19 protein-coding genes and 4 tRNA genes are annotated in these 25,220 nt (G+C 42.0%); 8 read left to right on the forward strand and 15 right to left on the reverse strand.

Annotated features, from left to right (window positions below; all coding sequences use genetic code 11):
- Nucleotides 1–4: 4 nt before the first annotated feature.
- The 7 genes from N482_RS09400 to N482_RS09430 all read right to left on the reverse strand — a co-directional run bounded on the left by N482_RS09400 (nt 5) and on the right by N482_RS09430 (nt 4,830).
- Nucleotides 5–91 (reverse strand) — tRNA-Leu (locus N482_RS09400).
- A 38-nt stretch (nt 92–129) separates the two neighbouring features.
- A tRNA-Cys gene (locus N482_RS09405) sits at nt 130–203 on the reverse strand.
- Between the two features lie 18 nt (nt 204–221).
- Nucleotides 222–297, reverse strand: a tRNA-Gly gene (locus N482_RS09410).
- A gap of 172 nt (nt 298–469) precedes the next feature.
- Nucleotides 470–1,015: a CDP-diacylglycerol--glycerol-3-phosphate 3-phosphatidyltransferase gene (pgsA, locus tag N482_RS09415; protein ID WP_063376789.1), complete on the reverse strand. Its 546-nt coding sequence runs from the start codon at nt 1,013–1,015 to the stop codon at nt 470–472.
- A 42-nt stretch (nt 1,016–1,057) separates the two neighbouring features.
- Nucleotides 1,058–2,881 (reverse strand): excinuclease ABC subunit UvrC, encoded by a 1,824-nt coding sequence (gene uvrC, locus N482_RS09420; RefSeq protein ID WP_063376790.1) that lies wholly within the window; start codon nt 2,879–2,881, stop codon nt 1,058–1,060.
- A gap of 8 nt (nt 2,882–2,889) precedes the next feature.
- Nucleotides 2,890–3,540: a UvrY/SirA/GacA family response regulator transcription factor gene (gene uvrY, locus N482_RS09425; RefSeq protein ID WP_063376791.1), complete on the reverse strand. Its 651-nt coding sequence runs from the start codon at nt 3,538–3,540 to the stop codon at nt 2,890–2,892.
- Between the two features lie 144 nt (nt 3,541–3,684).
- Nucleotides 3,685–4,830 carry a dicarboxylate/amino acid:cation symporter gene (locus N482_RS09430; protein WP_063376792.1) on the reverse strand — a complete coding sequence of 382 codons (1,146 nt, stop codon included), beginning with the start codon at nt 4,828–4,830 and terminating at the stop codon, nt 3,685–3,687.
- A 198-nt stretch (nt 4,831–5,028) separates the two neighbouring features.
- On the opposite strand from N482_RS09430, the gene N482_RS09435 reads away from it, so the two are divergent.
- The 3 genes from N482_RS09435 (at nt 5,029) to N482_RS09445 (ending at nt 9,765) form a co-directional block, all read left to right on the forward strand.
- Nucleotides 5,029–7,329: a carbohydrate binding family 9 domain-containing protein gene (locus tag N482_RS09435; protein ID WP_063376793.1), complete on the forward strand. Its 2,301-nt coding sequence runs from the start codon at nt 5,029–5,031 to the stop codon at nt 7,327–7,329.
- 181 nt (nt 7,330–7,510) lie between these two features.
- Nucleotides 7,511–8,479, forward strand: coding sequence for a cysteine synthase A (cysK, locus tag N482_RS09440; RefSeq protein WP_063376794.1), 969 nt, complete (start codon nt 7,511–7,513; stop codon nt 8,477–8,479).
- A gap of 404 nt (nt 8,480–8,883) precedes the next feature.
- Complete coding sequence (locus N482_RS09445) at nt 8,884–9,765, forward strand: substrate-binding periplasmic protein (protein WP_231100827.1); 882 nt, start codon at nt 8,884–8,886, stop codon at nt 9,763–9,765.
- 28 nt (nt 9,766–9,793) lie between these two features.
- Here N482_RS09445 and queE read toward each other — a convergent pair whose 3' ends face one another.
- Nucleotides 9,794–10,459 (reverse strand): 7-carboxy-7-deazaguanine synthase QueE, encoded by a 666-nt coding sequence (gene queE, locus N482_RS09450; protein ID WP_063376796.1) that lies wholly within the window; start codon nt 10,457–10,459, stop codon nt 9,794–9,796.
- Between the two features lie 146 nt (nt 10,460–10,605).
- Here queE and queC point away from each other — a divergent pair, with 146 nt between their 5' ends.
- The gene (gene queC, locus N482_RS09455) at nt 10,606–11,262 is read left to right on the forward strand and encodes a 7-cyano-7-deazaguanine synthase QueC (RefSeq protein ID WP_063371740.1); all 657 of its coding nucleotides are present in this window, start codon (nt 10,606–10,608) and stop codon (nt 11,260–11,262) included.
- A 188-nt stretch (nt 11,263–11,450) separates the two neighbouring features.
- On the forward strand, nt 11,451–11,681 hold the full coding sequence (locus N482_RS09460; RefSeq protein ID WP_063376797.1) for a hypothetical protein: 231 nt from the start codon (nt 11,451–11,453) through the stop codon (nt 11,679–11,681).
- 34 nt (nt 11,682–11,715) lie between these two features.
- Here the strand turns inward: N482_RS09460 and N482_RS09465 are convergent, their stop codons facing one another.
- Nucleotides 11,716–12,921, reverse strand: a complete 1,206-nt coding sequence (locus N482_RS09465) for an acyltransferase family protein (protein WP_063376798.1) — start codon at nt 12,919–12,921, stop codon at nt 11,716–11,718.
- A 116-nt stretch (nt 12,922–13,037) separates the two neighbouring features.
- Here N482_RS09465 and N482_RS09470 point away from each other — a divergent pair, with 116 nt between their 5' ends.
- The 3 genes from N482_RS09470 (at nt 13,038) to N482_RS09480 (ending at nt 17,211) form a co-directional block, all read left to right on the forward strand.
- Complete coding sequence (locus tag N482_RS09470) at nt 13,038–13,883, forward strand: LytR/AlgR family response regulator transcription factor (RefSeq protein ID WP_063376799.1); 846 nt, start codon at nt 13,038–13,040, stop codon at nt 13,881–13,883.
- Between the two features lie 293 nt (nt 13,884–14,176).
- Nucleotides 14,177–16,696 (forward strand): TonB-dependent receptor plug domain-containing protein, encoded by a 2,520-nt coding sequence (locus tag N482_RS09475; protein ID WP_063376800.1) that lies wholly within the window; start codon nt 14,177–14,179, stop codon nt 16,694–16,696.
- A 323-nt stretch (nt 16,697–17,019) separates the two neighbouring features.
- The gene (locus N482_RS09480) at nt 17,020–17,211 is read left to right on the forward strand and encodes a hypothetical protein (protein ID WP_063376801.1); all 192 of its coding nucleotides are present in this window, start codon (nt 17,020–17,022) and stop codon (nt 17,209–17,211) included.
- Between the two features lie 721 nt (nt 17,212–17,932).
- Here the strand turns inward: N482_RS09480 and N482_RS09490 are convergent.
- The 6 genes from N482_RS09490 to tpiA all read right to left on the reverse strand — a co-directional run bounded on the left by N482_RS09490 (nt 17,933) and on the right by tpiA (nt 25,217).
- Nucleotides 17,933–19,219: a Glu/Leu/Phe/Val family dehydrogenase gene (locus N482_RS09490; protein WP_063376803.1), complete on the reverse strand. Its 1,287-nt coding sequence runs from the start codon at nt 19,217–19,219 to the stop codon at nt 17,933–17,935.
- Between the two features lie 84 nt (nt 19,220–19,303).
- Entirely contained in the window at nt 19,304–21,283 is a 1,980-nt protein-coding gene (locus N482_RS09495; protein WP_081227858.1) for a UvrD-helicase domain-containing protein, read from the reverse strand.
- Nucleotides 21,284–21,435: 152 nt separating this feature from the next.
- Nucleotides 21,436–23,622 carry a TonB-dependent receptor gene (locus N482_RS09500; protein WP_063376886.1) on the reverse strand — a complete coding sequence of 729 codons (2,187 nt, stop codon included), beginning with the start codon at nt 23,620–23,622 and terminating at the stop codon, nt 21,436–21,438.
- A 415-nt stretch (nt 23,623–24,037) separates the two neighbouring features.
- A tRNA-Leu gene (locus N482_RS09505) sits at nt 24,038–24,123 on the reverse strand.
- Nucleotides 24,124–24,130: 7 nt separating this feature from the next.
- Nucleotides 24,131–24,469, reverse strand: a complete 339-nt coding sequence (secG, locus tag N482_RS09510) for a preprotein translocase subunit SecG (protein ID WP_063376805.1) — start codon at nt 24,467–24,469, stop codon at nt 24,131–24,133.
- A 4-nt stretch (nt 24,470–24,473) separates the two neighbouring features.
- Nucleotides 24,474–25,217: a triose-phosphate isomerase gene (gene tpiA, locus N482_RS09515; RefSeq protein ID WP_063376806.1), complete on the reverse strand. Its 744-nt coding sequence runs from the start codon at nt 25,215–25,217 to the stop codon at nt 24,474–24,476.
- Nucleotides 25,218–25,220: the final 3 nt, after the last annotated feature.

Genomic DNA, 25,220 nt, shown 5'->3' on the forward strand with positions numbered 1-25,220 from the left:
TAAATGGTGCCCGGGGCCGGACTTGAACCGGCACGCTGTTACCAGCGAGGGATTTTAAATCCCTTGTGTCTACCAATTCCACCACCCGGGCATCGGGTTTGCTTTCGCATGTGGATGTTGTTGAGAAAATGGAGGCGGAACCCGGAGTCGAACCGAGGTGGACGGATTTGCAATCCGCTGCATGGCCACTCTGCCATTCCGCCATACTCTTCAAAAAGAGTTGGAGCGAGTAACGAGGTTCGAACTCGTGACCTCGACCTTGGCAAGGTCGCGCTCTACCAGCTGAGCTATACTCGCATTGTAATTAAAACTCTTAAGTGAGCCTTAACAACATTTCGTTTTGATGACTGTTGTCTCTCAACACGGACGCATTCTACAGAACTTAATGGATGCGTCAATATAAAAAATGAATGTTTTTAACTGTTTGCTTATTTTTTATCTAAAGCGTTCTGTAATTGCTCAACACCAGTTAAGATTTAAGCAATTCTCCTTTCGCCGCAAGCAAATATTGCAACATTGAGACAATAGTCAGTACAGTCGCTATGGCCAAAAGAGCGTAACTCAACGTAATCATCCATGGGGCAAACTGCCAAATAAGGCCGATTATGGCGAGCATCTGGACAGCCGTTTTAAATTTACCTAAGTTGGATACTGCCACACTGGCTCGCTTGCCGAGTCCAGCCATCCACTCTCTTAACGCTGAAATAACGATTTCACGGCTAATAATAATTACAGCGGCAAGTGTTACTAAAACATTTTGATAGTGCGCGGCAATCAACACTAATGCGACACTGACCATAACTTTATCAGCGACGGGATCTAAAAACGCACCAAATGGCGTAGACTGGTTTAGCTTGCGAGCTAGATACCCATCTAATATATCGGTAATAGAGGCCAACCAGAATATAAAGGCGGCAGCAAAAAAAGCCCATGTGTATGGCAAATAAAACACCACGGCAAATACTGGGATGAGAAACAACCTAAATGTTGTGAGCGTGTTTGGAATATTCCACATAACTACTTAGAGAATTCTTTTTCTATATGTTCGCACGAAGCATTAAGCTTTGTCATGCAAATGATTAAATATCTTTTCAGCCAACTCAGGACTGATCCCAGGCACTTGCCCTAATTGTTGTAGATTTGCTGATTTAACGCCTTGCAGTCCCCCTAAATATTTAAGCAACGTCTGTCGTCTTTTGCTTCCAACACCCGCGATCTCCTCAAGTACCGACTGAGTGCGTTGCTTCTGACGTTTATTTCGGTGCCCAGCAATGGCAAATCGGTGCGATTCGTCCCGAATATGCTGAATGAGATGCAATGCTGGCGAATCGCTATCTAGATTAATGGTTTTACGCCCGCCGTCAAATAACAATGTCTCTAATCCCGGCTTTCGACTGGTTCCTTTAGCCACACCAATCAACATGGGCATTTTGTCTAGCTGCCAATCTTCAAAAAAGGCTTCCGCTCTGGCAAGCTGGCCCTTACCCCCATCGATAAAGATAATCTCAGGAACTTTTTGCTCATCGGTCATTTTGGCATAGCGTTTTTTTAACGCGAAGTCCATCGCCGCATAATCATCTCCAGGGGTAATTCCCGTCACGTTGTAGCGTCTGTACTCTCTCGTATTGGGGCCCTGTCCATCAAAAACAACGCAAGACGCGACCGTGTTTTCTCCCATAGTGTGGCTAATATCAAAACACTCCATGCGACTAATATCAGTAAGCCCTACTGCATCTTTTAGCATCGCGTAACGTTTACTAATCGCATCCTGCGCACTTTGTTTAACCATAATGCTGTTGTGCGCATTTTTATTCGCCAATGCCAGATATTGCGCGCGCTCTGCCCGCACATTAACTCTCAATTGCACTTTTCTTTTTGCTAACAGCGTCAAGCCTGCTGCCAAATCCGCTCGTTCAGATACGTCAAAGGGCAACACAATGTCATTTGCTATCCGCGCATTTGAACCATTAGATATATAGTACTGCCCTATAAAAGACGTCAATATCTCATCGTCATTGGAGTCTTTTGGCACTTTGGGGAAATAAGTTTTACTGCCCAGTATTTTGTGATCTCGAATCATCAACATATGGATCGCACATAACCCATTGTGCTGCGTAAAGCCAATGACATCCATTTCGGCAAAGTTACCAGCTACGGATTGCTGCTCTTGCATTTGTCTTAGTAACGCAATTTGATCTCGGTATTTAGCGGCATCTTCAAAGTTTAACGAGATACTAGCCTGCTCCATCTTGGCAACCAAAGCTTCGATTACAAGATGTGACTTACCGCTTAAAAATTGCCTCACTAGATCAACTTGATTGCTGTACTCTTCATCTGAGACTTTCTCAACACACGGTGCGGAGCAACGCTTGAGTTGATGTTGCAGGCATGGACGGCTTCTTGCACGGTAATAGACATCTTCACACTGACGTACAGGAAAGATTTTTTGCATCAAGCGTAAGCTCTCCGATACCGCCGCGCTGCTTGGAAATGGACCAAAGTACTCACCCTTTTGTTTGCGTGATCCTCTGTGAAAAGCAAGCCGAGGGTGACGATGATCAGTCAGTAAAATATAGGGGTAAGATTTATCATCACGCAGTAAAATATTGTATCTGGGCTGATATTTCTTAATCAGGTTATTTTCTAAAAGAAGCGCTTCAGTTTCGGTGTTGGTTAATGTGACTTCTATGTTGGCAATATTACTCACCAAAACCTGAGTCTTACTGTCTGGAATATTGCTACGAAAGTAGCTGCTGACACGCTTTTTAAGGTTTTTTGCCTTGCCGACATAGATAACCTGATGTTCTTTATCGTACATACGATATACACCAGGTTCAGTGGTCAACGTTTTTAAAAACGGTTTATGATCAAATACAGCCATTAAAGTGGTTAACGAGAGCTATCTATATCGATCATTTTATGACGAATGGCCAAATGAGTTAGTTCAACATTTCCGCTGACATCCAGTTTTTCAAACATTCTATAGCGATAACTGTTCACGGTTTTAGAGCTCAAGTTCAGTCGTTCTGCAATATCTTGGGCTTTTTCACCTTTGGTGATCATCAACATAATTTGCAGCTCTCTATCAGACAGAGATTGAAATGGGTTTTCATCCACTTTACCGCTAAATTGCGCCAACGCTATCTGCTGTGCAATTTCAGGTGCAATATAACGCTGCCCAGAGTTTACCGAACGAATTGCATTGATCATTTCATCTGGACCCGCACTTTTGGTTAAATAACCATGCGCGCCAATTTGCATCACCTTACTTGGAAATGGATCTTCACAGTGCACGGTTAACACGATAACTTTTACGTCTGGACAGTAACGACAAATCTTTTTCGTTGCTTCCAAACCACCAATTCCTGGCATATTCATGTCCATTAATACGATATCAGGTTCATTTTGACGGCAAAAAGTCACCGCTTCTTCCCCAGTTTTAGCCTCTCCGACCACCTTGAAACCACGCACATCATCTAAGATGCGCTTGATCCCAGTCCTTACAAGTTCATGATCATCAACTAAAAGTACGTTAATCAATGGAACATCCTCACGCTAGCCCTTGGTAAATAAAATCTTATCGATTTGCTTTGCGAGATTAACACATAATTCCGCAAAGCATAATCAATTACATCATTCCATTTAGTAAATATACGAATATTTTCTTAATTCGATATTAAACTGCTATCCCTTTTCGGAAAATCGGTTAACCCACAGTGCAATCACGCCATCGCCTGTTACATTACATGCTGTGCCGAAGCTATCTTGCGCCAAGTACAGTGCAATCATCAGTGCTATCGCACTTTCGTCAAACCCGAGCATTGAAGTTAATAGACCCAGAGCTGACATAACAGCACCACCTGGTGCGCCTGGTGCAGCAATCATTACAACACCCAACATAAAAATAAATGGCAGCATCTCAATTAACGATGGTACAGCCATAGTTGGTGATAGGAACATAACAGCCATTGCACACGTTACAATCGTAATGGTTGAGCCCGATAAATGGATTGTAGCACATAAAGGAACTGAGAAGTTTGCGACTTCTTCAGATACACCATTCGATTTACTCGCTCTTAGCGATACAGGGATCGTAGCCGCACTCGACATAGTACCAATCGCTGTAAAGTAAGCAGGGAGCATATTTTTAACCAATTCTATAGGACTGCGCTTTAACATTAAGCCAGTTACGACAAAGAGCGTTGTCAACCACAGCCAGTGCATTGCCACTGCGGCAACGAGCACCACACCAAAAGTACTTAGTGTATCAACGACTGTGCCAGCTACTGCCATTTCGGCAAAAACACCCGCTATATAAAAAGGTAACGCTGGAATGATGACTTTAGCGAGTAAAGCATCAATCACATCACGCCCTTGATCAACAACATCTTTTAGCTGCACAAGGTTCAGTTGGCTAATGCCAATACCAAATATGAAGGCCGCCGCTAACGCCGTCATTACACCCATAATAGGTGGAATTTCTAGTTGAATGTACCCTTTTAACTCGGCGCCTTTTGCCGCCTCGTAGGCGATACTACCTTCAAAAAATCCTGTTGCAGCTAATACCAATAGCACGGCTAAAGTACCTGCAATCACGGTTGAGCCATAGGCAAACCCTACGGTCTTACCCAAAAGGTGGCCTGACGCCTTAGGTAAACCAGCAATACCTGATGCAATGAAAAACAAAATAATTAGAGGAATAGTGAAGCTAATTAACTGACCTATGATTACTTTTGCTGTGTAAAGTAGTTCTGTTATACCCACTGGCAGATATAAACCTGCCAAAATACCACCCAAGATACCGGCGATAAGCTTTATTATTAGAGACATTTTTTTGCCCGAATCACATTAATTTGAGCCCCTTTTTACCATGTTTTTACCCCTTAGGTATACAAATGCGATACTTTAACTGCATCTGATTTACCTTATTTCACCTGAAATTAACGCAGTCCAACGAGAAATAATTGAGGCGCTTATACTATTATTATTTAATTAACACCTCATTCGACTGAGAATAAATCTTTTACCATGTTAAGAAGTACTAGTTATACTTGTGCACTTTTACTTTCAATGAGTGCGCTCGCACAAAAAGCAACAATAGACATTCCTTACTTACCTGAGTCAGCAAAAATTGATGGTAATGTTCACGATCCGGTTTGGCAAAAAGCCAAAACGATTGCCATTGATAATGTCAATTGGCCTCATGATAATGTTGCCAGCCTAGTCAAAACCGAAGCGCTCGTCTATGAAAATGGCAGCTCGCTATTTGTCGCCTTTATTGCCAAAGATCCAAACCCAGATCAAATCAGAGTTCATTACCGAGATAGAGATAAAATTTGGAACGATGATCTAGTAGGTATCAAGATAGATTCACTGAATACCAGTCGTAACGCATACCAGTTTTTTATAAACCCTTTAGGCGTACAACTGGACTCCATAGAAGATGAACTCACCAAGAATGAAAATGCATCTTGGAATGGTATCTGGACAAGTAAGGGCATAATTTCACAGGATGGCTATACAGTAGAAGTAGAAATCCCACTGCGAGTTCTAAACTTTGACGACAGTATAAAGACCAAAACAATGGCGATGGAGTTTTTACGTTTCTTGCCAAGAGATGAACGTTTGCGTATTTCAAATATGCAACTGGATCACAATAACAGCTGCTGGATATGTCAAATGCCCCTGTTTAGCGGCTTTGAACAAGCAACACAAAGCAGTAATATCACCATAACCCCAGCACTGGCAATCGCCAACTCTCAAACTCGTGATATTGATGGCAATCAAGTACCTGACTTTGAAGATGATACAGACTATGAACCTGGCTTAGACGTAAAGTGGGCTGTTACACCCGACACGACATTAAATCTCACACTAAACCCTGACTTCTCTCAAGTAGAAACCGATACTGGGCAATTAAGTGTCAACAACAGTTTTAGTCTGTTCTTCCCTGAAAAGCGCGCTTTTTTCCTTGAAAATGACGATTACTTTTCGTCTCACTTGAACTTGGTCCACACCCGTAATGTCGCGTCTCCTGATTATGGGGTCAAAGTGACTAGCAGCAAGCAAGGCCATACCTTTGCCGGATTCGTAGCAAATGATGAAATCACAAATGTACTTATTCCTGGCAATTTGGGGTCCAGCATTGTGTCTTTAGAGCAGAAAAGCGAAAACGCTGCATTGCGGTATCGCTATGATATCGATAGTAATTTGTCCATTGGAGCCACCAGCACAGTAAGGCAAAGCGAAGATTATCGCAACCAAGTCATCAGTGTAGATAGTAAATATCGTCCGACTAAGCACGACACCATAAAGATACAGGCAACGGCAACAGATACACGATATGACAAACACTTTATTGATGAAGTTTGCGACGATGAAACCCTCGATGACTGTGAGTTAGACGAAAGTGTATTACGTGTGCTCAATGACGATGACAAGCAAGGTATGGGCTACTTGGCAAGCTATGAGCACAATCGTAAGCATTGGCGCGCATTCAGCTCCTATAGAAGTTATGAGTCAGCTTTTCGAGCTGACATGGGCTTTTTATCGCAAGTTGACTTTAATAAGTTTGTAACCGGGTTTGAGTATCGCTGGTACGGCAAAGACGATAGCTGGTGGAATCGTGCCAACTGGTATACTGATTGGGATATTACGCATAATGAGGATGGCGAACTACTAGAAAAAGAAGTGCAATCAAGCTTTAAGTTGCAAGGGCCTCTGCAAAGCGTTATCGAATTCGGTGTCGACCATCGAAAACGCACCGGACTTAGGCTAGATGAATCGATACTTTCTATTGATGGAAATACAGATCTGTTTACAGAAAACACCCAATGGGCCTATTTTGAAATGAAGCCAAAAGCAGGTGTTTTTGCAGCGTTAAACCTCAACACAGGTAATCGAGTAGATTTAGCGAACAATCGCCTAGGGCAAAGATACTTGATTAAACCGACTCTGAATTTTAATCTCGGTAGGCACTTTGAAGTTAAATTGAGGCATACCTTCGAGCGATTTGAGCATCAAGGAGACAATGTATACACGGCTAACCTCTCTGATGCGCGCTTTACATATCAATTCGGGATCAATAGTTTCATCAGGCTCGCTGTGATTAATCTAGATATTGAACGAAATCTGCAAAAATATATTGATGACGTTGATAGTAAGTACAAAAAGTTGAGTACCCAACTACTCTACTCATACAAACTAAACCCCGAAACCGTGTTATTTGTTGGCTATTCTGATAGTGGTTACCAAGACGACGACCTGACTCATATCACCAAAGACAACAAAACCTTTTTTGCCAAATTCAGCTACGCTTGGTTGTTGTAGCAACCACACGCTGCTAATTACTCTTAGTAATTAGCAGCTTATTTTATATTCATTCTGGATATAAGCTTTTTTAATATATCTTATAGCCATTCTTTACTTCTTGTTTTGTTTTCTGACCAGTAAAGTGTGACTATATTCATTATTTCTTAATAATAGTCCTAAGCTTATTCAAGGGAACACTATGTCTAAAGTATTTTCAGATAACAGCCTAGCGATAGGCCAAACGCCAATCGTTAAATTAAACCGTGTTACAGGCGGTAACGTTTACGCTAAAGTTGAATCGCGCAACCCAAGCTTCAGTGTAAAGTGCCGTATTGGTGCTTCAATGATCTGGGAAGCAGAAAAGCAAGGTCTGTTAGGAGAAGGCAAAGAGCTAATTGAGCCTACTTCTGGTAATACAGGTATCGCATTGGCGTTCGTTGCAGCTTCTCGTGGCTACAAGCTAACGCTCACAATGCCAAACACAATGAGCCTTGAACGTCGCAAGCTTTTAAAAGCACTCGGTGCTAACCTTGTCCTCACCGAGGGCGCAAAGGGCATGAAAGGTGCAATTGAAAAAGCAAATGAAATTCTTGAAAGCGACCCTTCAAAGTATGTTTTATTGCAACAATTTGAAAATCCAGCGAACCCTAAGATCCACTTCGAAACAACAGGTCCAGAAATCTTTGAAGCACTTGAAGGCAATGTTGACTACTTCGTAGCGGGTGTTGGTACTGGTGGTACAATCACGGGTGTGAGCCGCTTCTTGAAACAAGAAAAAGGCCTAGGTGTAAAATCAATTGCGGTAGAGCCTACTGACTCTCCAGTAATTTCTCAAACGCTTGCCGGTGAAGAAGTCAAACCTGGTCCTCACAAAATTCAGGGTATAGGCGCGGGTTTCATACCTGGAAACCTAGATTTAGAACTTATCGACGGAACAGAGCAAGTGTCTAACGAAGATGCAATTGCAATGGCCCATCAGTTGATGAAGGACGAAGGTATCTTAGTCGGTATTTCTTCAGGTGCCGCAGTCGTGGCGGCTAAGCGCATTGCAGAAAAACCAGAGAATGCAGACAAAAATATCGTAGTTATTTTACCAAGTGCTACTGAGCGTTACCTCTCTAGCCCAATGTTTGCTGATGAGTTCAGTGAACAAGAGTTGGTTCAATAAGCTTCAGTATTATAAGGCCAGCAATTTGCTGGCTTTTTTCTCATCAATTTACACAAATTACTCTCGCCTTTTTTAGTATTCTTACTAGACTAAAATAAATAACCTAAGCCAAAAATTCGGCATATTTTAGATTGCTAGACTTGTTTAATTATTGGTATCCAAACACTCAGAATAATTGTGTTTTTGCGTCAAAAGCCGTGACAAGAACGAAGCCGCCGTCATATTAGCCTACGAGGCAACTAATCATGCCAGTATCACAATAAAAATTTGTTTAAATCATCATTGATTGAAGTGAAACAAGTTATGGCACTTTGATATTACAATGTTAAGTCGAGCAGATGGGCTGCTGATTTGAGTACCTTATTCGAATAAGGATAAATAAAATGAGACCACTAGTTTACTTTATGTTTGGTTATTTAGCCCTGTTTGCGACACCTGCCAATGCGAGTCTTCAGGTTGGCTTTTTCAAGTCTGGGCAATATCAGATGATCATGGGGGAACAGTACAAGAATGGTTATTTGTTTAGTAAAGACGCCACAAAAGAGAAGTTACACTTAGTAACGCTTGACTGGCCCCCTTATATCGGCGATCAACTATGCAATAAAGGTTGGGTATTTCAATTTACGGTGTCTTTACTCGTAGATCAAGGCTACCCTGTTTACGTTGAGTTCTTGCCTTGGGCAAGGGCTGTCAAAGCCGTCGAAGCGGGCAAAGCAGATATACTTTTCCCAGAGTACTTTATTGAAGACGCTTCTCCGTCTGACAACTTTCCAGGCAAAACGCGACGAGAGCTACTGGCTTTATCCAATGCATTCCCAGGTGGAGAAATAGGCTTTTTAAAGCGGCGAGGTGAAGAAGATAAGTTTGCAGGCAACCTCAATGATTTAACAGGCACTACAATCGGCGTTGTTAGGGGGTATCAGAATACGCCTGAGTTTGATGCTATGATGGACAATGATGAATTTGTTATCGTTGAAGCGGTCGATGATTTACAACTTGTGAAATTACTCGTGGGTAAACGCGTTGACCTAATAATAGGCGACCCTAAAGTGCTGCGTTTTACCGTCAGCTATTCTGAGCTATCTAAATCCGAAAAAGTGACATTACTTCGCGGACTTGAGGATGTAGAGCCCGCCTTACGCTACAACAATTTATTCTTTGCATTGAGTAAAAAGAAACCTAAATGGCGCTCGATACTGAATGACATAAATAAAGGTCTTTATCTCTTTAACAACAGTGGTGAAACAGAGCGAATTATTGAAATTGGCAGTAACGAGTGTTACTAAGTTTGCTAGGCGGCAGTGACCGCCTTTTTTAGTTAATGCCGATATATTTATGTACTTGGATTGATAAACGCCAGTTTTTCTTAACACACGTATCGATGGCTAGCTTAGTCGCTTTGGCTTTTTGGCTAATTGGCTGTAAATAAATAAGCTCAGGCCTCACACCGGTTTGCTCAAACAGTGCCTCTAATTCATCGACATGCTTTTGCATTGCCACGGGGTGTTTTATTTCATCTGCGCGCTGCATGGCAGATTTAAGCACCTCATAGCCGCCACGCATGTTGATTTTGGGTGACACTGTAACCCAAGTTTCTTCTGGCACTAGCACTTCGAATGTGCCACTGGTTTCTACTTGGGTAGAGTATCCCGACTTATGCAACGTTTCACAAAGTGATGTTAAATCATACATGCACGGCTCACCGCCTGTGATCACAATATGCTTTGCGGTATATTTTCGCTTATTAAATAGTTCGATGATCTCCTCTGCGGTCGCATTTGCCCACCATTCAGAGTCTGACTTTTTTTCGACCGTTTTGTCTAGGCTCACCAAGTATGTTGGATTGACATCCCATGTCTGCTTAGTATCACACCAAGCACAACCCACAGGGCAGCCCTGCAAGCGAACAAAGATTGACGGCGTTCCCGTATAACTTGCTTCACCTTGAATGGTTTCAAAAACTTCGTTGATTTTGTACAAAACAGCTCCAAACTACTCAATATATTTTGCGAAAATAACCTGCTAAAATTGTCATTTTTTCAGCGGCCGTGTAGTATATCGCGCCCTGAAGCAAACCTCTATTAAAATCGAGGCAAAACCTGAGGCATTTATCCGAGGTACTCCTTATGAGCGAAAAAGTCGTTGTTATCTATTCCGGTGGCATGGATTCTTACACTGTGCTAAACAAAGCCCTAAAGCAGGGCCACGAAGTCTATGCGCTGTCTTTTAATTATGGGCAACGACATGTTAAAGAGCTAGAAGTCGCTAAAAAAGTATGTGACGACTTGAATGTAGCGCACAAGATTGTTGATATTTCAGCAATCAATCAGTTACTTGCCGGTTCTTCTTTGACTGATGACATTGAAGTCCCAGAAGGTCACTACGAAGAAGAGAGCATGAAAAGCACAATTGTGCCTAATCGGAATATGATTTTGCTGTCACTTGCTGTTGGCTACGCTGTATCATTAAAAGCCAATAAAGTATTTTATGGTGCACATTCTGGCGACCATGCTATCTACCCTGACTGTCGACCTGAATTTGTGAAAAAGATGGATGATGTATGTCGTATCGCCAACTACGACGAAGTTGAAATCGTTTGCCCTTATCTCAACAATACTAAGATTGACATTCTTACAGATGGCCTGAAAATGGGATTAGACTATAGTCAAACATGGACATGCTACAATGGCCGTGAGAAAGCATGTGGCAAATGTGGTGCATGCCAAGAGCGTTTGGAAGCTTTTGATTTAAACCAGGCGACAGATCCACTTACTTACGAGTAGTCAACTCAGCGTGCTCAAAATTAATATTGGGCGCGCTTGGTTAAACCCACAGTTAAACCTAACCCATCCGCAGTTATCGCGAGCTATTTCCCGAACCCTTCGTTGAAGTATCTTATCTGACACTTGTCACTATACCCACAACAATTATCAACTATGATTAGAGTAGATAAGCTTAAGGAGATACATGTATGTCGGGTACTACGATGGTTTTTTTAATCGTACTTGTTAGCGTTGGTTTTGGCGTGTTCAACGACCTTTATAGTAAGTACTTACAAGCAAAAAAACTCAGTGGATTGAACAAACAAGAAAGCGATCAGTTAAAAACTGAAATTACACAGCTAAAAGACAGAGTTGCGGTTTTAGAAAAAATTGTTACTGATGAAGGTTATCAGGTAGACAAAAAAATTAAGCGCCTCTAATTCATTTTGTGGCGCTAGCTACTAGCGCCACACTTTATGAAACTGTCTGGTACTTTGCCTTCGGTATACAGGTTTTATCTTGTTTAGCTACACCAAACAAAACATATAACACCTTGTTGCGTTTTATTACCTCATATCCCAATAAACACCCTAATGCGGTAAGAGCAATGATGAACATACTTTCAATACCGGGGGAAATCTCGAATGGCTTTAACCAATAAGCACAAACAATAATGAAAGTTTGGTGCAATATATACCAAGGTAAAACCGCTGACGTCGCATAGCGCAATTGTGGATTCGGTGAAGTCAAATGGGACGCACTGTACCCGATTAGTGCCAACATCCAAGCCCAATGATTTGTACACACCACCACCCCATACAAACTTTTTACCCAGATATTTGTCTCAAAATGTTGTGAAAAGAAATATAAAAACCCATGTTTATCCAACAAAATAAGCATGTAGCCAATGAGCGCAACTGCCATCAACCCATGTCGATTTTTGACTACACTCGCTTTTAAATGCGGCAACAGTGCAAATATATACCCCATCAAGAATACTGAAAAATACTTACCGTGATTGTACCAATCATCAATCAGTCCGTGGGTGGAAGGATATGTTTGCCTTAACATCATCCAAACCACAAACAGGGTAACAATCGCCACTCCCAATGCCACTGCGGCAGAAAGCTTAGCCTCTAGTGCAGACAACAAGGGTCTCAGTGGCACGATTCGTGTTAAAACCAACAGTAAAAAGCAATAAACCCAAAGATAAGCCAAAAACCATAGATGGTTCCAAGTCAACAGCCCTATCTCAGATTGATATTGCGCCAGCAAAGGAGTATTAGGGTTGATATAAGCGAGCCAAAAATCAAAAAAAGACATCGTGATTAACCCCTGATCTAGCATCTCAATATACATTTGAGGTGCTACCACCACATACATACCAAAAAGTAGCGGCACAAACAGGCGTAGCGTTTTCGCTTTGATTAACTGCCAAGTGCTCATTCGTTGATGGCAAAAGGCTAAAACAATTCCCGAAATAAAAAATAGTAAAGACATACGCCATTGATTGCTAAGCAGCATAAAATTTTGCAGTAACTCGGAAGTATATGCGCTTTTTATGTGCCAATCCCAATCAGCGACATAATACATACCGACGTGATACAAAATGAGTACACCAAACACCAAAACACGCAACCAATCTAAGTCCCATTGGCGCGAAAACTGCGAATTTGTCATAGTCCCTCCTAGCATGTTATTTTTTAAAGTGTCTAAATTGCAAACTCAGTAAACCATCCATACTATTGAAATACATGAATATAGTGATAAGCGGTGGAATTAAGGGATGAGCCGTAATGTGGTTAGAAAAAACAATAAAACAACATACCGCACTGTGTGGGTACATCGCTGCCACGCTATATTTGTTGATCAATAATACGGTCAATGCGCTGTCTGTATGGACTGAACATAACCGAGATGGAGTCTCGACGACACAGTTATGGGAGCCCTTTGTGTGGGAGTACACAAGTGCACTTTCTTTGCTTGTACTTATCCCCATGTTAGTCGCACTATTTCAACACTATCCAATTAATACAACCCCACCTTTAAAGCAAGTGATGGTTCACATTGCTTCGTCTTTGGTATTTTCTTTATGTCATGTTTTACTGATGGTGGGGCTGCGCCACTTGGCATATACATGGATGCAAGGACACTATGATTTTGGTGATTATTACCAAGAATTTTGGTACGAGTACCGAAAAGACTTACTTTCCTACCTGTTTATATTCTTCATTTTCCATAGTGCAAAATGGGTCCTTGAGTCCTCCTCGGACTATGAGCAACAGGAGGTGCCTTTAATTCAACCTCCCTCTCAGTTTTTGGTCAAAAAACATGGGGAAGAACATCTAATCAAAGTCTCAGAAATTGAATGGTATGAAGCCTCCGGAAACTACGTCAACTTGCATAGTAAAGGCCGAATCTACCCGTTACGCGAAACATTAAACAGCCTCAGTAATCGATTAGCCACGGCACATGTGACTCGTGTACACCGCAGATTCACGGTCAATGAACACAAAATTAAATCGGTTCGATTTGCATCGAGTGGAGATGGCATTATCACGCTAGAGTCAGGAGTAGAAGTAAACTTGTCTCGACGATATAAAAGTGATTTTAAACTTGCGCTTGAGTCGCCAAAGACATGACCTTTAATTTTATCACTAAGTTAAAATATCTTATTCCAAGACTAACGCCAATTAATGAATGTTAAAACTACAGCCTTCTAGAGCAAATATATTTAAATTTATTAATAATTTGAAAGCATTTAGTAGCGTACCTTTTCCAATAAAATAGCCAGAGGTTAGAAGTTATAATCTATAACGAAATTGAATTTAACGACGCATAAATTACTCATTACTATCCGCATCCCAATAAGTATTTAGTCTCAATCTAACCACTGACTAAACATCATTTTGAAATCAACTCGCTAGGATAAATAATGTTGAAACCGAACTTCGTAGCAGCGTCAGTTAGCCTGATACTAGCCTCAGCACCTGTATTTACACTTCAAGCTCAAGAGTCCGCTAGCTCTAAACCAGAATTAAAGCCTGAGGTTATTGAAGTAACAGGTACAAGAAGAAGCCTGCGCAGTATTGCTGAGAGCACTGTGCCAGTAGACATTATTAATCTTGATGAGATCAATAGTTCAGGACAATTAGAGCTAAGTCAGGTGCTCACGACGCTAGTACCAAGTTTTAACTTTCCAAATTCTCAACTTGCCGACGGAACAGACCACGCCCGTCCAGCTGTATTAAGAGGTTTAGCCCCAGATCATACTTTGGTCCTTATCAATGGAAAACGTCGTCACTCCAGCGCCTTACTCAACTTAAATGGCACGGTAGGACGTGGGTCTTCAGCCGTAGACTTGAACATGATCCCAACAGCTGCTATCAAGCGCATTGAAGTGCTTAGAGATGGCGCTGCGGCACAGTATGGTTCTGATGCGATTGCCGGCGTAATCAACATCGTACTAAAAGATGCGGATGAAGGGGGTTCACTGAATTTTACCTATGGTAAATACGATACCCAAATGGCTGGCGCCAAACAGCTTGCGGGCGTATCTCAAAATGACAGCGGTGATCTTGCTTTTGAATTAGGTGAAGACCGCACGATAAGTGACGGCAACACCAGCACTATCAGTGGCAATATCGGTTTACCTCTTGGCGAGGCGGGATTCATTCACCTTTCGGCAGAAGCTCGAAATAAAGCGCCTTCAAATCGCTCAGGTTTCGACCCTCGAGAACAATACGCGCGTGATGACAATGGCAACCTAGATCCGCGAGAGTTTAATGCGCAGAGATATAATCACCGCTTTGGTAAAGCCGATATTGAAGACTTTGCCTTTTTCTACAATGCTGGCTACGACTTAACCGAAAATACTACATTATATTCTTTTGGTAGTTATTCAGAGCGTGAGGGTAATTCTGGCGGCTTTTTCCGCCGACCGAAAGATAGCCGTAACCTTATCGCAGTGTACCCTGATGGCTTCTTACCGCAAATTACTACCGAAGTAGAAGACTTTGCTTTTGCAGTGGGCATAACGACTCAAATTGCGAACTGGGACATTGATAACAGCGCAAACTTTGGTCGCAATGAATTTAATTTTGGTGTAACAAATAGTTTAAATACATCCCTAGGTGTCCATAGCCCTACTGAGTTTGATAATGGCGCGTTAGTATATGATCAGCTCACATTAAATTTTGATGCCAAAAATAGCTTCGATTTTGGTTTATATGAAGAAGTCTATATTACTGTCGGTGCCGAATACCGCCATGAGTCATACCAAATAAAAGCGGGTGAAGAAGCGTCATACTTAACTGTGTTGGATGCTAATGGCTCTCCGGTTGCAGCTGGTGGCGCGCAGGTATTAGCTGGCTTTTCTCCTGCCAGCGCAGTTGACGAGTCTCGTAATAACATCGCGCTCTTCACCGAGTTTGACACATATATAAACGCAGACTGGAATATCGTGATAGCAGCACGTTTTGAAGACTACAGTGACTTTGGCTCCACACTCACCGGAAAAGTTGCGAGTCGCTACGCATTGAGCGATGAACTCTCTTTTCGTGGTGCGCTGAGCACAGGGTTTAGAGCCCCCTCATTAGCACAGTCTTCATATAAATCTATTGCAACTGTTTTCGAGAATGGCGTTCCTAATGAAGTCGGCTTGTTCCCAGTTGATACAGCAGCTGCTCAAGCACTTGGAGCGCGCCCACTGGAAGCTGAAGAGTCAGTAAATATCACTGCTGGTTTCATATACAGCGCAGGCGATTTCAGTCTTACACTAGACGCTTACCGTATTGACATTGATGACCGCATTGTGATGTCTGAAAACCTAAGTGGTGATGCAGTAGAACAAATTCTAGCGACTGCAGGAGAGCACAATGTACAACGAGTTCGATACTTTACCAATGCAATTGATTCTAGAACGCAAGGTGTAGATATCGTTGCAACATATAATTTTAATCTAGATGCCTATGGCAACTTAGCTCTAAGCGCAGCATTAAACCGCAACGATACAGAAGTAACAAATGTAAAAGATAACCCAGCTGAGTTGGCTGCACTAGGTGACGAGTATCAATATTTTGCACGTCGTGAGATTGCACGTTTTGAAGATGGCACACCAAAAAATAAAGTTAACTTGGTTGCAACTTGGCAATATCAAGATTGGACAGCCATTTTAAAGGCCACCAGATATGGTGAAACCATTGATTCATCCAGCACTGTGGAAAAAGACGAAGTAATTGATGCAAAGTGGATAACTGATCTTGAAGTCGCATACCAGTATAACGAGCAATGGCGCTTCGCTATTGGTGCAAACAACTTGTTTGATCAATACCCACAAGATACGGTTGGCAACATTGGGTTTAGTAACTTTAATCAAATCTTCCCTTATTCAGCATTCTCGGCGTACAACACTGATGGCCGCTTTGTTTATGGCAAGGTCGCTTTCAACTTTTAAGTAAGCCCCTCTTACGCCAGCTCTACAAAATAGGGGCTGGCGTACTCGCTTCGCCATTAGCAAGCACATAAAGGCTAATACCGAAGTTGCAAATATTGGTATTAATCTAAGCTTCTTACCCCTACATAAACCACTTTTCATATTTGAATAAAAAACACACTTGCATTTTTTTCACCCTCCATGATACAAATAAATTAATAAGGAGGTTGGGATCAAACTTTTAGGTTTTTATTTGATCTTAGTAGTCTATTTGACCACAAGGCTATTTTCCATAAAGTCTTTAAAAATAAAGTTATTCTATTTAAAAAAGAAGGAAATTTATAATGAACCTAAAATTAAGTAAAAAAAGCATCAAAAAGCTAACTGCCGACAAAAACTCCCTTCCTCTAGAAGCTACACCTCAAGTAGGCGGTGCAGCACATGTGAGCGTTGTAATATGCAATACAGATGACATCTGCTGGACACAACGCGGGGATGGACAAGCTTGCCAAATATATACTCACCACTGTAACTAAATAATATTCTGGAATATTAGCTTCAAGCCTTCTTAAGGGGGCTTGTTATATGTAAATTAAATCAATTGATTATATACCACGATAAAAAACGGGTATAATTCATCTCACTTAAAGACTACAAAGCAGAGATTTATAATATCGCTTGATTAGCCCCTTTTACAATTTTCTAAATCTACGACTCAAAATAAGATCACACATTAAAGTTAAAAATTCTTATATAAGAAAAGCTAGAAATATTTAATCTAGATAAACTGTCATAAAGCTTATCTTGCTATGCCAGCCTAAACATCCACCTAAATGGATGATGGCTTTGTTAAGATGGGTATTTATAAATTGAGAGTTGCTACTTTCTAATGCATCTCCTTCATAATCCAAGCCAGACATGGACTGTACTAAAAGTTCATAATTTGTGTTTAACATCTCAGTCTTCTGTGCATCTTGAGCGCTCGCGATTTGCTCTTCAATTTGAGACTAAATCAAGTTGAGTGCCTGAAGTAATTTTAAATACTGAGGGTTTCACCAGAAGCGTCTAGCGTTGCCACAAGGTCTCCGCCACGACGCGACCAACTTAAATCTTCAGCTTTGACATCCGCTTTAAAGACCAATTTGTCAACATCATTTGCACCATAACTTCCAAAAAGCGACTAATAATAAAACTGAATACTCCAATTAATAATAAGCGTAGCAACCTTAACTAAAATAAATCTAAATTTATATTGTGCTAGTTGGCATTAAAATAATCATGTGTGCCATGTGCTTCGATTGCCAATGTCAGCCTTTCTAACGCCTGCGCATAAATCGCATCTCGCATGTCGATATTGGTACTGACATGGCGCTGCCAGCCTTGCTCAAAAGCTCTGTGAATATAGTCAGAAAGTTTAGTTGTAACTTGCTCTTCACTCCAAAGCTCACCTTGGCGATTTTGGCACCACTCGAAATAACTGACAATCACCCCCCCAGCATTGGCGAGTATATCGGGAATAACAAACACCCCCTTCTCGTGCAATATACTGTCAGCAGCAGCGCTGACTGGCCCGTTGGCTATTTCCACAATCGTGCCTGCTTTTACCAAACCGGCATTTGACTCAGTTATCACACCCGCGACCGCTGCTGGGATTAAAATATCCACATCTAACGCTAACAGTTCTTCATTCGTCAACGCCTTGTGGCTGACCAGCTCACACACCGAGTTTTCGCAATATACGGCTTTAAGTTGCCTACTCTTTTGCTTTTCATACAGGATGCTTAAAATATCTAGACCGTCAGGTGAATAGATTGCCCCTTTTGAGTCACTAACAGCAACAACCTTATATCCCGCCTTTTGCAGTAAAATTGCGCATTGTGCTCCGCCATTACCGAACCCTTGAACAGCTACAGTCTGATTGTGTCTCTGCCACTTTCTCTTTTTAGCCAATGCTTCTATGCACAGAAAGGCACCTGTTCCCGTTGCTCCAGAGCGCCCAACACTGCCTCCAAATACCAGTGGCTTACCCGTGATGACATCGGGTGCTTTGACGCGTTTAATGGTCTCATACTCGTCCATCATCCAACCCATCACACGTTCGTTTGTATACATATCAGGTGCTGGAATATCTGTCTGGGGGCCAATGAAGTCAGCCATAGCCCTGACATAAGAACGGGAAAGTCGCTCTAATTCGAGCGCAGACAACGATTTTGCATTAACAGAGATGCCACCCTTTGCTCCACCAAACGGCACATTCACAGCAGCACATTTCAAAGTCATCCATAGCGCTAAGGCTTCTACTTCGCTTTGATCAACACTGGGGTGAAAACGGATCCCCCCTTTGGTGGGCCCGAGTAAACTATTATATCGACATCGGTATGCTTTAAAATAGGCGGACTCGCCATTATCTTTCCTGATAGAGATATAGCTCGTTAAGGTGCATAGAGGTTGGCTCAACGCCTGAAGTGTATGACTAGAAATATTAAGATGCTTAGCAATAGTGCTCAAACGCACCAACGCGTCCGCCAGCAGATCATTGTCCATTTCTCGCTCGCTATGTTGATCTCTTAAATCAACTTTAGTCGTCGAATTCTAACTTTGCGAGCTTTTACAAAACCGATAGTTAGCTTATAGCTGTTCTGCAATTTCAGTGATAAAACGACTAGGCTCTTTGGGCGACATGATAAACGCACACTTTTTTGCCCTTGTCAGTGCGACGTAAAATAGACGCCGCTCTTCTGCATAAGGAAAGGCTTCCAGTGCAGGCAAGAACGCATCTATTACTTTGTCGGTTGTCTGTTTCGTTGGCACACTCTTATCAAGCCCTATGATGATTGTGTAATCCGCTTCTTTCCCTTTTGCAGCATGGAAGGTCATTGACTTTATATCGATGGTTTTGAATTGTTTATTTAGCTTTTCAATCGTTTGATTATCAGTTAACTGTTTGTGGTAACGAGCCAGTATCATGACAGAGCAATGAGACGTTGTTTTAGCTAACTCAGATAATTTTGCATACACTAAATCGTTTTGCTGATCGTGCTCAATAACCACTGATGGTCCATCTGACAAGACCTGTGCTCTTACTTGCTTAACAATTTGCTGAGGGTTTTGGCAAACAAAGTCACTGGCCAAATCCAAAAGTTCTTGAGGATAGCGGAATGTTTTGTCGAGCTGCATCACAGTAGATGGCCCAAAGTGTTGCGAAAAATGCGTTGTAAGTGACAGATCAGCACCACTAAAACGATATATCGATTGCCAGTCATCCCCTACAGCAAATAAGTGACTTCGATTGCGTTGTGCCAATAACGCTTTGACCAATTCCGCTCTGGCAGGCGAAATATCCTGAAATTCATCCACCAAAACATGCAGCCACTCACTTTTGTATTGCCCACTTTTAACGTATTTAGTCGCATTACTGATCATATCATCGTAGTCAATTGCATGTTCATTATTGAGATACAGCTGATATTCAGTCAGTACGGGCCTAAAAACTAAAAGGTAAAGCTCAAACTCAGATTCAATTTGTTGTATATGCCCAGACCCTACGCTGCGACTTTGCTTATATAAACTAATTAAATCGCTGAACTGCTTGACCAGCTTGCTCAAATAAGGAGCTGTGAAGTCAACCTCAACTTCGCGCACATCGACATTAAAACTGTCTTTCAGTAGCGCAAGTAAATTATTCGAAAAGTCACGGTCTTGGCAAAGAGATTGAAGCGTCTCGAGAAGAAATTGGTGCTTTTGATGTGCATCGTTGCTCAACTGAGACAGCTGTGGTGCCTTTCCTTCTACCTCTGTGAGAATCCGAATGCCTAAACTATGAAAAGTACGGCAAGTAACAGATAGCTGTGCATCTGATAATCGAGACTGCATTTCATTGGCCGCCTCTTTACCATAAGCTAACATCAGAATTTGCGACGCGTCAGATACTCCGGCTGAAATTAGGTAGCCGGCTTTGGCTATCATGACACTCGTTTTGCCAGTACCCGCACCCGCCAATAGTAATTGCCGTTCATCAATAACAACACATGCTCGCCTTTGTGCAATCGTTAAAGGCTGCCCGGCAATTCGGTCAAAAAAACCTCCATAATCTGCGAGTTGTTTGGCTATGAACGCTTCTCTGAAGTCATCAACATCTTGTGGCTGCCAAGTATGCACTTCCTCAAGGGTATAGCGGGTTTGAACAAAGTAAGCTTCTAGCCTTTGATCCATCGACCAAGTGAGCCAATGTTCCGCCAGTTCTTGTGCCATCTCTTTTGCGGTTTTAAGTAGCCCATGGGACAAATAACGTCGCTCTAGCAAAGCTTCAATCTTTGCGATACTTTGGCGCAATTTAACCATGTGTGATGTGAGCCAAAACTTTTGTAGTTCAAACTGGGCGTGGTCCAGATCACTGTCTTTGATACGTATTTTAATCCGTGTATCTGGCATAAAGATTTGAATTTTGGGTGTAATTTTACCCTCGAGGATTAGCGGAGGTTGCAATTGCGACTGCCACGTATATAGCTTTTTACCAAGCTTACCTTCTATCACGATTCCTTTACTAGAAACGGTCATTGAAGTGATCCCATCCATAATTTTGGACAGCGGGTGAACTATAAACTGCATGCAATCTTCAAGCTAATCTTAATATTACCAAGAGTTTAGGGGAATCTTGCGAGACTGTCATGCCCAATCCTTCTAGATAGCCCAATTAACCGTATAACCGCTTGTATTGCAGAATAAAAAAGGCCGGTAATTACCGACCTCAATTAAATGAATTAGTCTAACCAGAAGTCTTTTCTGAATTTAAGACCGAACTCACTTCTGTCATTGCTGCGCATAACCCCAACAAAGCCAGATTGCTGTAGACGACCTACATCGTATACCTCATTAAACACATTCTCGCCATACAGCGTTATCTCAGTATCACCCTCACTGTTGGTGTAAGAGATATTAAAACCAAATAGCTCACGTGACTCAATGAACTCGTTAGGGTTGTTCACAGATTGGCCTTGCATATCTGAACGATATGAATAGCTAGCATTAACCGCCACAGTCGCGCCAGACGCCATATCAATAAAATATGAAGGGGCAACCATTACCGTCCAACGTGGCGTTAGAGCTGGTGCATTTCCTACTGTGATACCTTGAACACCGTCATCAACATGTGTGATTTCAGAGTCTAAGTAACCAACAGAACTGCGAATTGTAAAGTCATCAGTAAGGGCAACTGTTGTCTCTAGTTCGATACCTTGTGCACGAGACTCGCCCGCGTTTTCGATGTATGTATTGAAGCCGTTCGATGGATCATTAAAAGGCAACGCTAAATCAGTATAGTCAGTCACAAATAATGCTAGCATCATTGAAACTTGGTCATGTACCTGCCCTTTGAAACCAATCTCATAGTTTAGCGCTTTTGTTTCATCAAATGATACAAATGCGTCCGCACCACCAAATGGACGTGGAGGGAAACCACCACTTTGGTAACCTTTTTGAATCTGCGCGTAAACATTCATATCACGATTCAATTGATATGCGACGTTCACATCCCAAGTAACTTCGTCGAACTTAGCCTGTGCACCTTTTTTGAAGTACCTGAAATCAGCAAATGCATCTTTCTCATCTTCCGAGTAGCGCAAACCACCACCTAAACTCAGCTTTTCTGTAACGTCAAAGCTCGCATTGAAGTAGGCTGCATATGAATCTGTTTCTTGGTCAATACGGAAACGACCGTAGTTACCCGGTACGCTAAATGGACTAAATACATAAGGTGCAGACTCTGTAAAACCATCTTCGTTGAAGTAATAAAGGCCAGACACAAAGTCCCAAGAATCGAACGTACCGTTTAGTTGAAATTCAATTGAGAACTGATCTGCACCACCTTCTTCTGGAAATTCAGATAAGTGTAGTGGTGAAGCATCATCATCCAAACCACCTGTATAGTCAGAGCCGCGCTTACTGGTGATGAATTTTACCGCATACTCGTCACTTACCTGCCAATCAGCGATCACTGAAGCGCCCCAGCCAGAGTAATCAGTGCTTTCGATCCCAGCAACTGTCGTACCCAAGTCATCAGGGTTCTCAGGTAATAAGCTCGCATTGAGTAACGGGAAGTCACCATTGTTTGGGTCATTTGGATCCAAGCCACCTGTTAACTCTATTGTATAAGGAGACTGTCCTGACTCATTCTCTACCGCATCCACTGCCACATTTAGGCTAAAGTCACTGCTAGGCTGCCACTTGATAGCAAAGCGACCGCTCATCTCTTGCTCTTCGCCAATTTCTTTTTCTGGCGCAGCAAGGTTAACGGCACGGCCTACACCGTCACGCTCTTTGTATGACGCATTTGCGGCAAAGCTCCACTCGTCGTTAATAGTTTGATTCGTATAAATATCACCACCTAAACGGCCGCGAGAGCCAACTTTTGATTCAATACGTACAACGTCTTCTGAACCGGGCTTTTTAGTAATGATGTTTACAGCACCACCAAGCGTATTACGGCCATAAAGTGTACCTTGTGGGCCACGTAGTACCTCGACACGCTCAATGTTAGGTAAAGACAAGTTAGAACCCATTTGACGGCCAAGATAGACACCATCTACGTAAACACCTACACCTGGGTCTGTAGTAATAATGTGATCTTGTAAACCAATGCCTCGAATGAAGACAGAAGCGTGCGCTGCATTACCAACACCATATCTTGTGATATTTAGGTTTGGAACAAATTTACCAATGTCATCTAGGTTGCTCATGTTGCCTTTTTCAATCGCGTCTGAGCCGATAGATGTGATCGCAGTTGGTGTTTCGAATAAACTCTCTGTACGTTTACGAGCAGTCACTTCGATTTTTTCAAAAGTATTCTTTTTTGCTTGCGCTTCTTCAGCAGCAAAGGAAGGTAAGCTCACTGCCGATAAAATGGCAGCGCTCAATGCAGATAGACCAACGCGTGGTAAAACTGTTCTCATATTTTCTCCAAAGGAATCGCCGTGTGTGTATTCAACCTGAGGAAGGTTGAAGTTATGTCCAGCTAAAAATAGACATAAAAAAAGATGCGCATCACGCATCTCTTTCCTCTGGAAGGTCATTATATGTATTTAGCGCTTCAATTGAAATAAAAATATCATAAATATTTTCATTTGCAAATTTATTACCTAGAAAGCACTTTATAAACACATAAATATTACAAGATATAAAATCAAAGAGTTTAAAATTCACTGTGATTTATATACTGAACTTGCAGTAGGCGATTATGACAGGAGATTAATTACCGCGACCTTGTGGCTAAGTCAGGTTCATAGAAGTTGGAAGCTACATCATTGCTTTGCTTATTTTTAAGAAAAAAAAACCTGATGAACAATCTTGTTCATCAGGTTTCCTATTTGGTGCGAATGGGGGGACTTGAACCCCCACGAGCATAGCTCACCACCCCCTCAAGATGGCGTGTCTACCAATTCCACCACATTCGCAAATATTTTATTTTGGTACGTCAGAATTCTCTTCTGAAGCAGGCACATCTGATACAGCTGGAACTGTAGTCGCCGCAGGTGCTTCTAAGTTCTCCCACTGGTCAGTTTGCTTAATTTGACCTGCTGTTAGGTTACCTAACGCAATACTTAGCACGAAGAATACTGTTGCTAGTACTGTTGTAGTTTTTGTCATAAAGTTGCCAGCACCCGAAGAACCGAATACGGTAGCAGAAGCGCCTGCACCGAAAGACGACCCCATATCGGCACCTTTACCTTGCTGGATTAGAATCATTCCAATTAATGCTAATGCAACAACTAAATAGACAACCAAAAGAATCTCGTACATTTACTTATCCTTTTGCACTCTCACAGATAGTTCTAAAAGCTTCTGGTTTAAGGCTTGCTCCACCTATTAAACCGCCATCGATATCTGCTTGTGCGAACAATAATTCACTATTACTTTCATTAACACTGCCACCATATAGGATTTGCAGTGAATTCGAGATTTCAGCATCGTAACTCGCTACTAAATCTCTTATAAACTTGTGTACTGCTTGTGCTTGGTCAGGAGATGCTGTCTTACCAGTTCCTATAGCCCAAACAGGCTCGTATGCTATCACAGAGTCACTCAATGATGCTATACCTAACTTATCGATTACAGCTTTAATTTGTTCTGCAACGATATGTTCAGTCTGACCTTGCTCTCTTTCTGACTCTTTTTCACCTACACAAAGTATAGGGATTAACTTGTCAGTCTGTGCTTGCTCAAACTTATTGGCCACATCTTCATTTGACTCGCCATAAATACTTCTTCGCTCAGAATGGCCTACAAGTGTGTAGGTCGCGCCTAAAGCTTTTACTAATGACGCTTGAACTTCACCTGTATATGCACCAAGTGGGTGCTCTGAGACTGTCTGCACACCGGCTTTTACACCAGAAGCAACTACGTTGCTTAGAAGTGCAGTTGGCGGAATAACAACTACTTCAACATCGCTATTATTGATGTTTTTAATTTCGCTAGCAATATTTTGAACAAGCTCTAAAGAGCCATTCATTTTCCAATTGCCCGCTACCATTGGCTTTCTACTTAACATTCG

Origin of the sequence: Pseudoalteromonas luteoviolacea NCIMB 1942, assembly GCF_001625595.1 — a bacterium.
Lineage (GTDB): Bacteria > Pseudomonadota > Gammaproteobacteria > Enterobacterales > Alteromonadaceae > Pseudoalteromonas > Pseudoalteromonas luteoviolacea_A.

Bases quoted from the DNA above. Each gene is read 5' to 3' on its own strand.
- N482_RS09445 (WP_231100827.1), top strand. From the start codon at position 8,884: ATGTTTGGTTATTTAGCCCTGTTTGCGACACCTGCCAATGCGAGTCTT.
- tpiA (WP_063376806.1), bottom strand. From the start codon at position 25,217: ATGTTAAGTAGAAAGCCAATGGTAGCGGGCAATTGGAAAATGAATGGC.
- N482_RS09480 (WP_063376801.1), top strand. From the start codon at position 17,020: ATGAACCTAAAATTAAGTAAAAAAAGCATCAAAAAGCTAACTGCCGAC.
- N482_RS09495 (WP_081227858.1), bottom strand. From the start codon at position 21,283: ATGCAGTTTATAGTTCACCCGCTGTCCAAAATTATGGATGGGATCACT.
- pgsA (WP_063376789.1), bottom strand. From the start codon at position 1,015: ATGTGGAATATTCCAAACACGCTCACAACATTTAGGTTGTTTCTCATC.
- N482_RS09460 (WP_063376797.1), top strand. From the start codon at position 11,451: ATGTCGGGTACTACGATGGTTTTTTTAATCGTACTTGTTAGCGTTGGT.
- secG (WP_063376805.1), bottom strand. From the start codon at position 24,469: ATGTACGAGATTCTTTTGGTTGTCTATTTAGTTGTTGCATTAGCATTA.
- N482_RS09500 (WP_063376886.1), bottom strand. From the start codon at position 23,622: ATGAGAACAGTTTTACCACGCGTTGGTCTATCTGCATTGAGCGCTGCC.
- N482_RS09470 (WP_063376799.1), top strand. From the start codon at position 13,038: ATGTGGTTAGAAAAAACAATAAAACAACATACCGCACTGTGTGGGTAC.
- N482_RS09475 (WP_063376800.1), top strand. From the start codon at position 14,177: ATGTTGAAACCGAACTTCGTAGCAGCGTCAGTTAGCCTGATACTAGCC.
- uvrC (WP_063376790.1), bottom strand. From the start codon at position 2,881: ATGGCTGTATTTGATCATAAACCGTTTTTAAAAACGTTGACCACTGAA.
- N482_RS09435 (WP_063376793.1), top strand. From the start codon at position 5,029: ATGTTAAGAAGTACTAGTTATACTTGTGCACTTTTACTTTCAATGAGT.
- N482_RS09465 (WP_063376798.1), bottom strand. From the start codon at position 12,921: ATGACAAATTCGCAGTTTTCGCGCCAATGGGACTTAGATTGGTTGCGT.
- cysK (WP_063376794.1), top strand. From the start codon at position 7,511: ATGTCTAAAGTATTTTCAGATAACAGCCTAGCGATAGGCCAAACGCCA.
- N482_RS09430 (WP_063376792.1), bottom strand. From the start codon at position 4,830: ATGTCTCTAATAATAAAGCTTATCGCCGGTATCTTGGGTGGTATTTTG.
- queC (WP_063371740.1), top strand. From the start codon at position 10,606: ATGAGCGAAAAAGTCGTTGTTATCTATTCCGGTGGCATGGATTCTTAC.
- N482_RS09490 (WP_063376803.1), bottom strand. From the start codon at position 19,219: ATGGACAATGATCTGCTGGCGGACGCGTTGGTGCGTTTGAGCACTATT.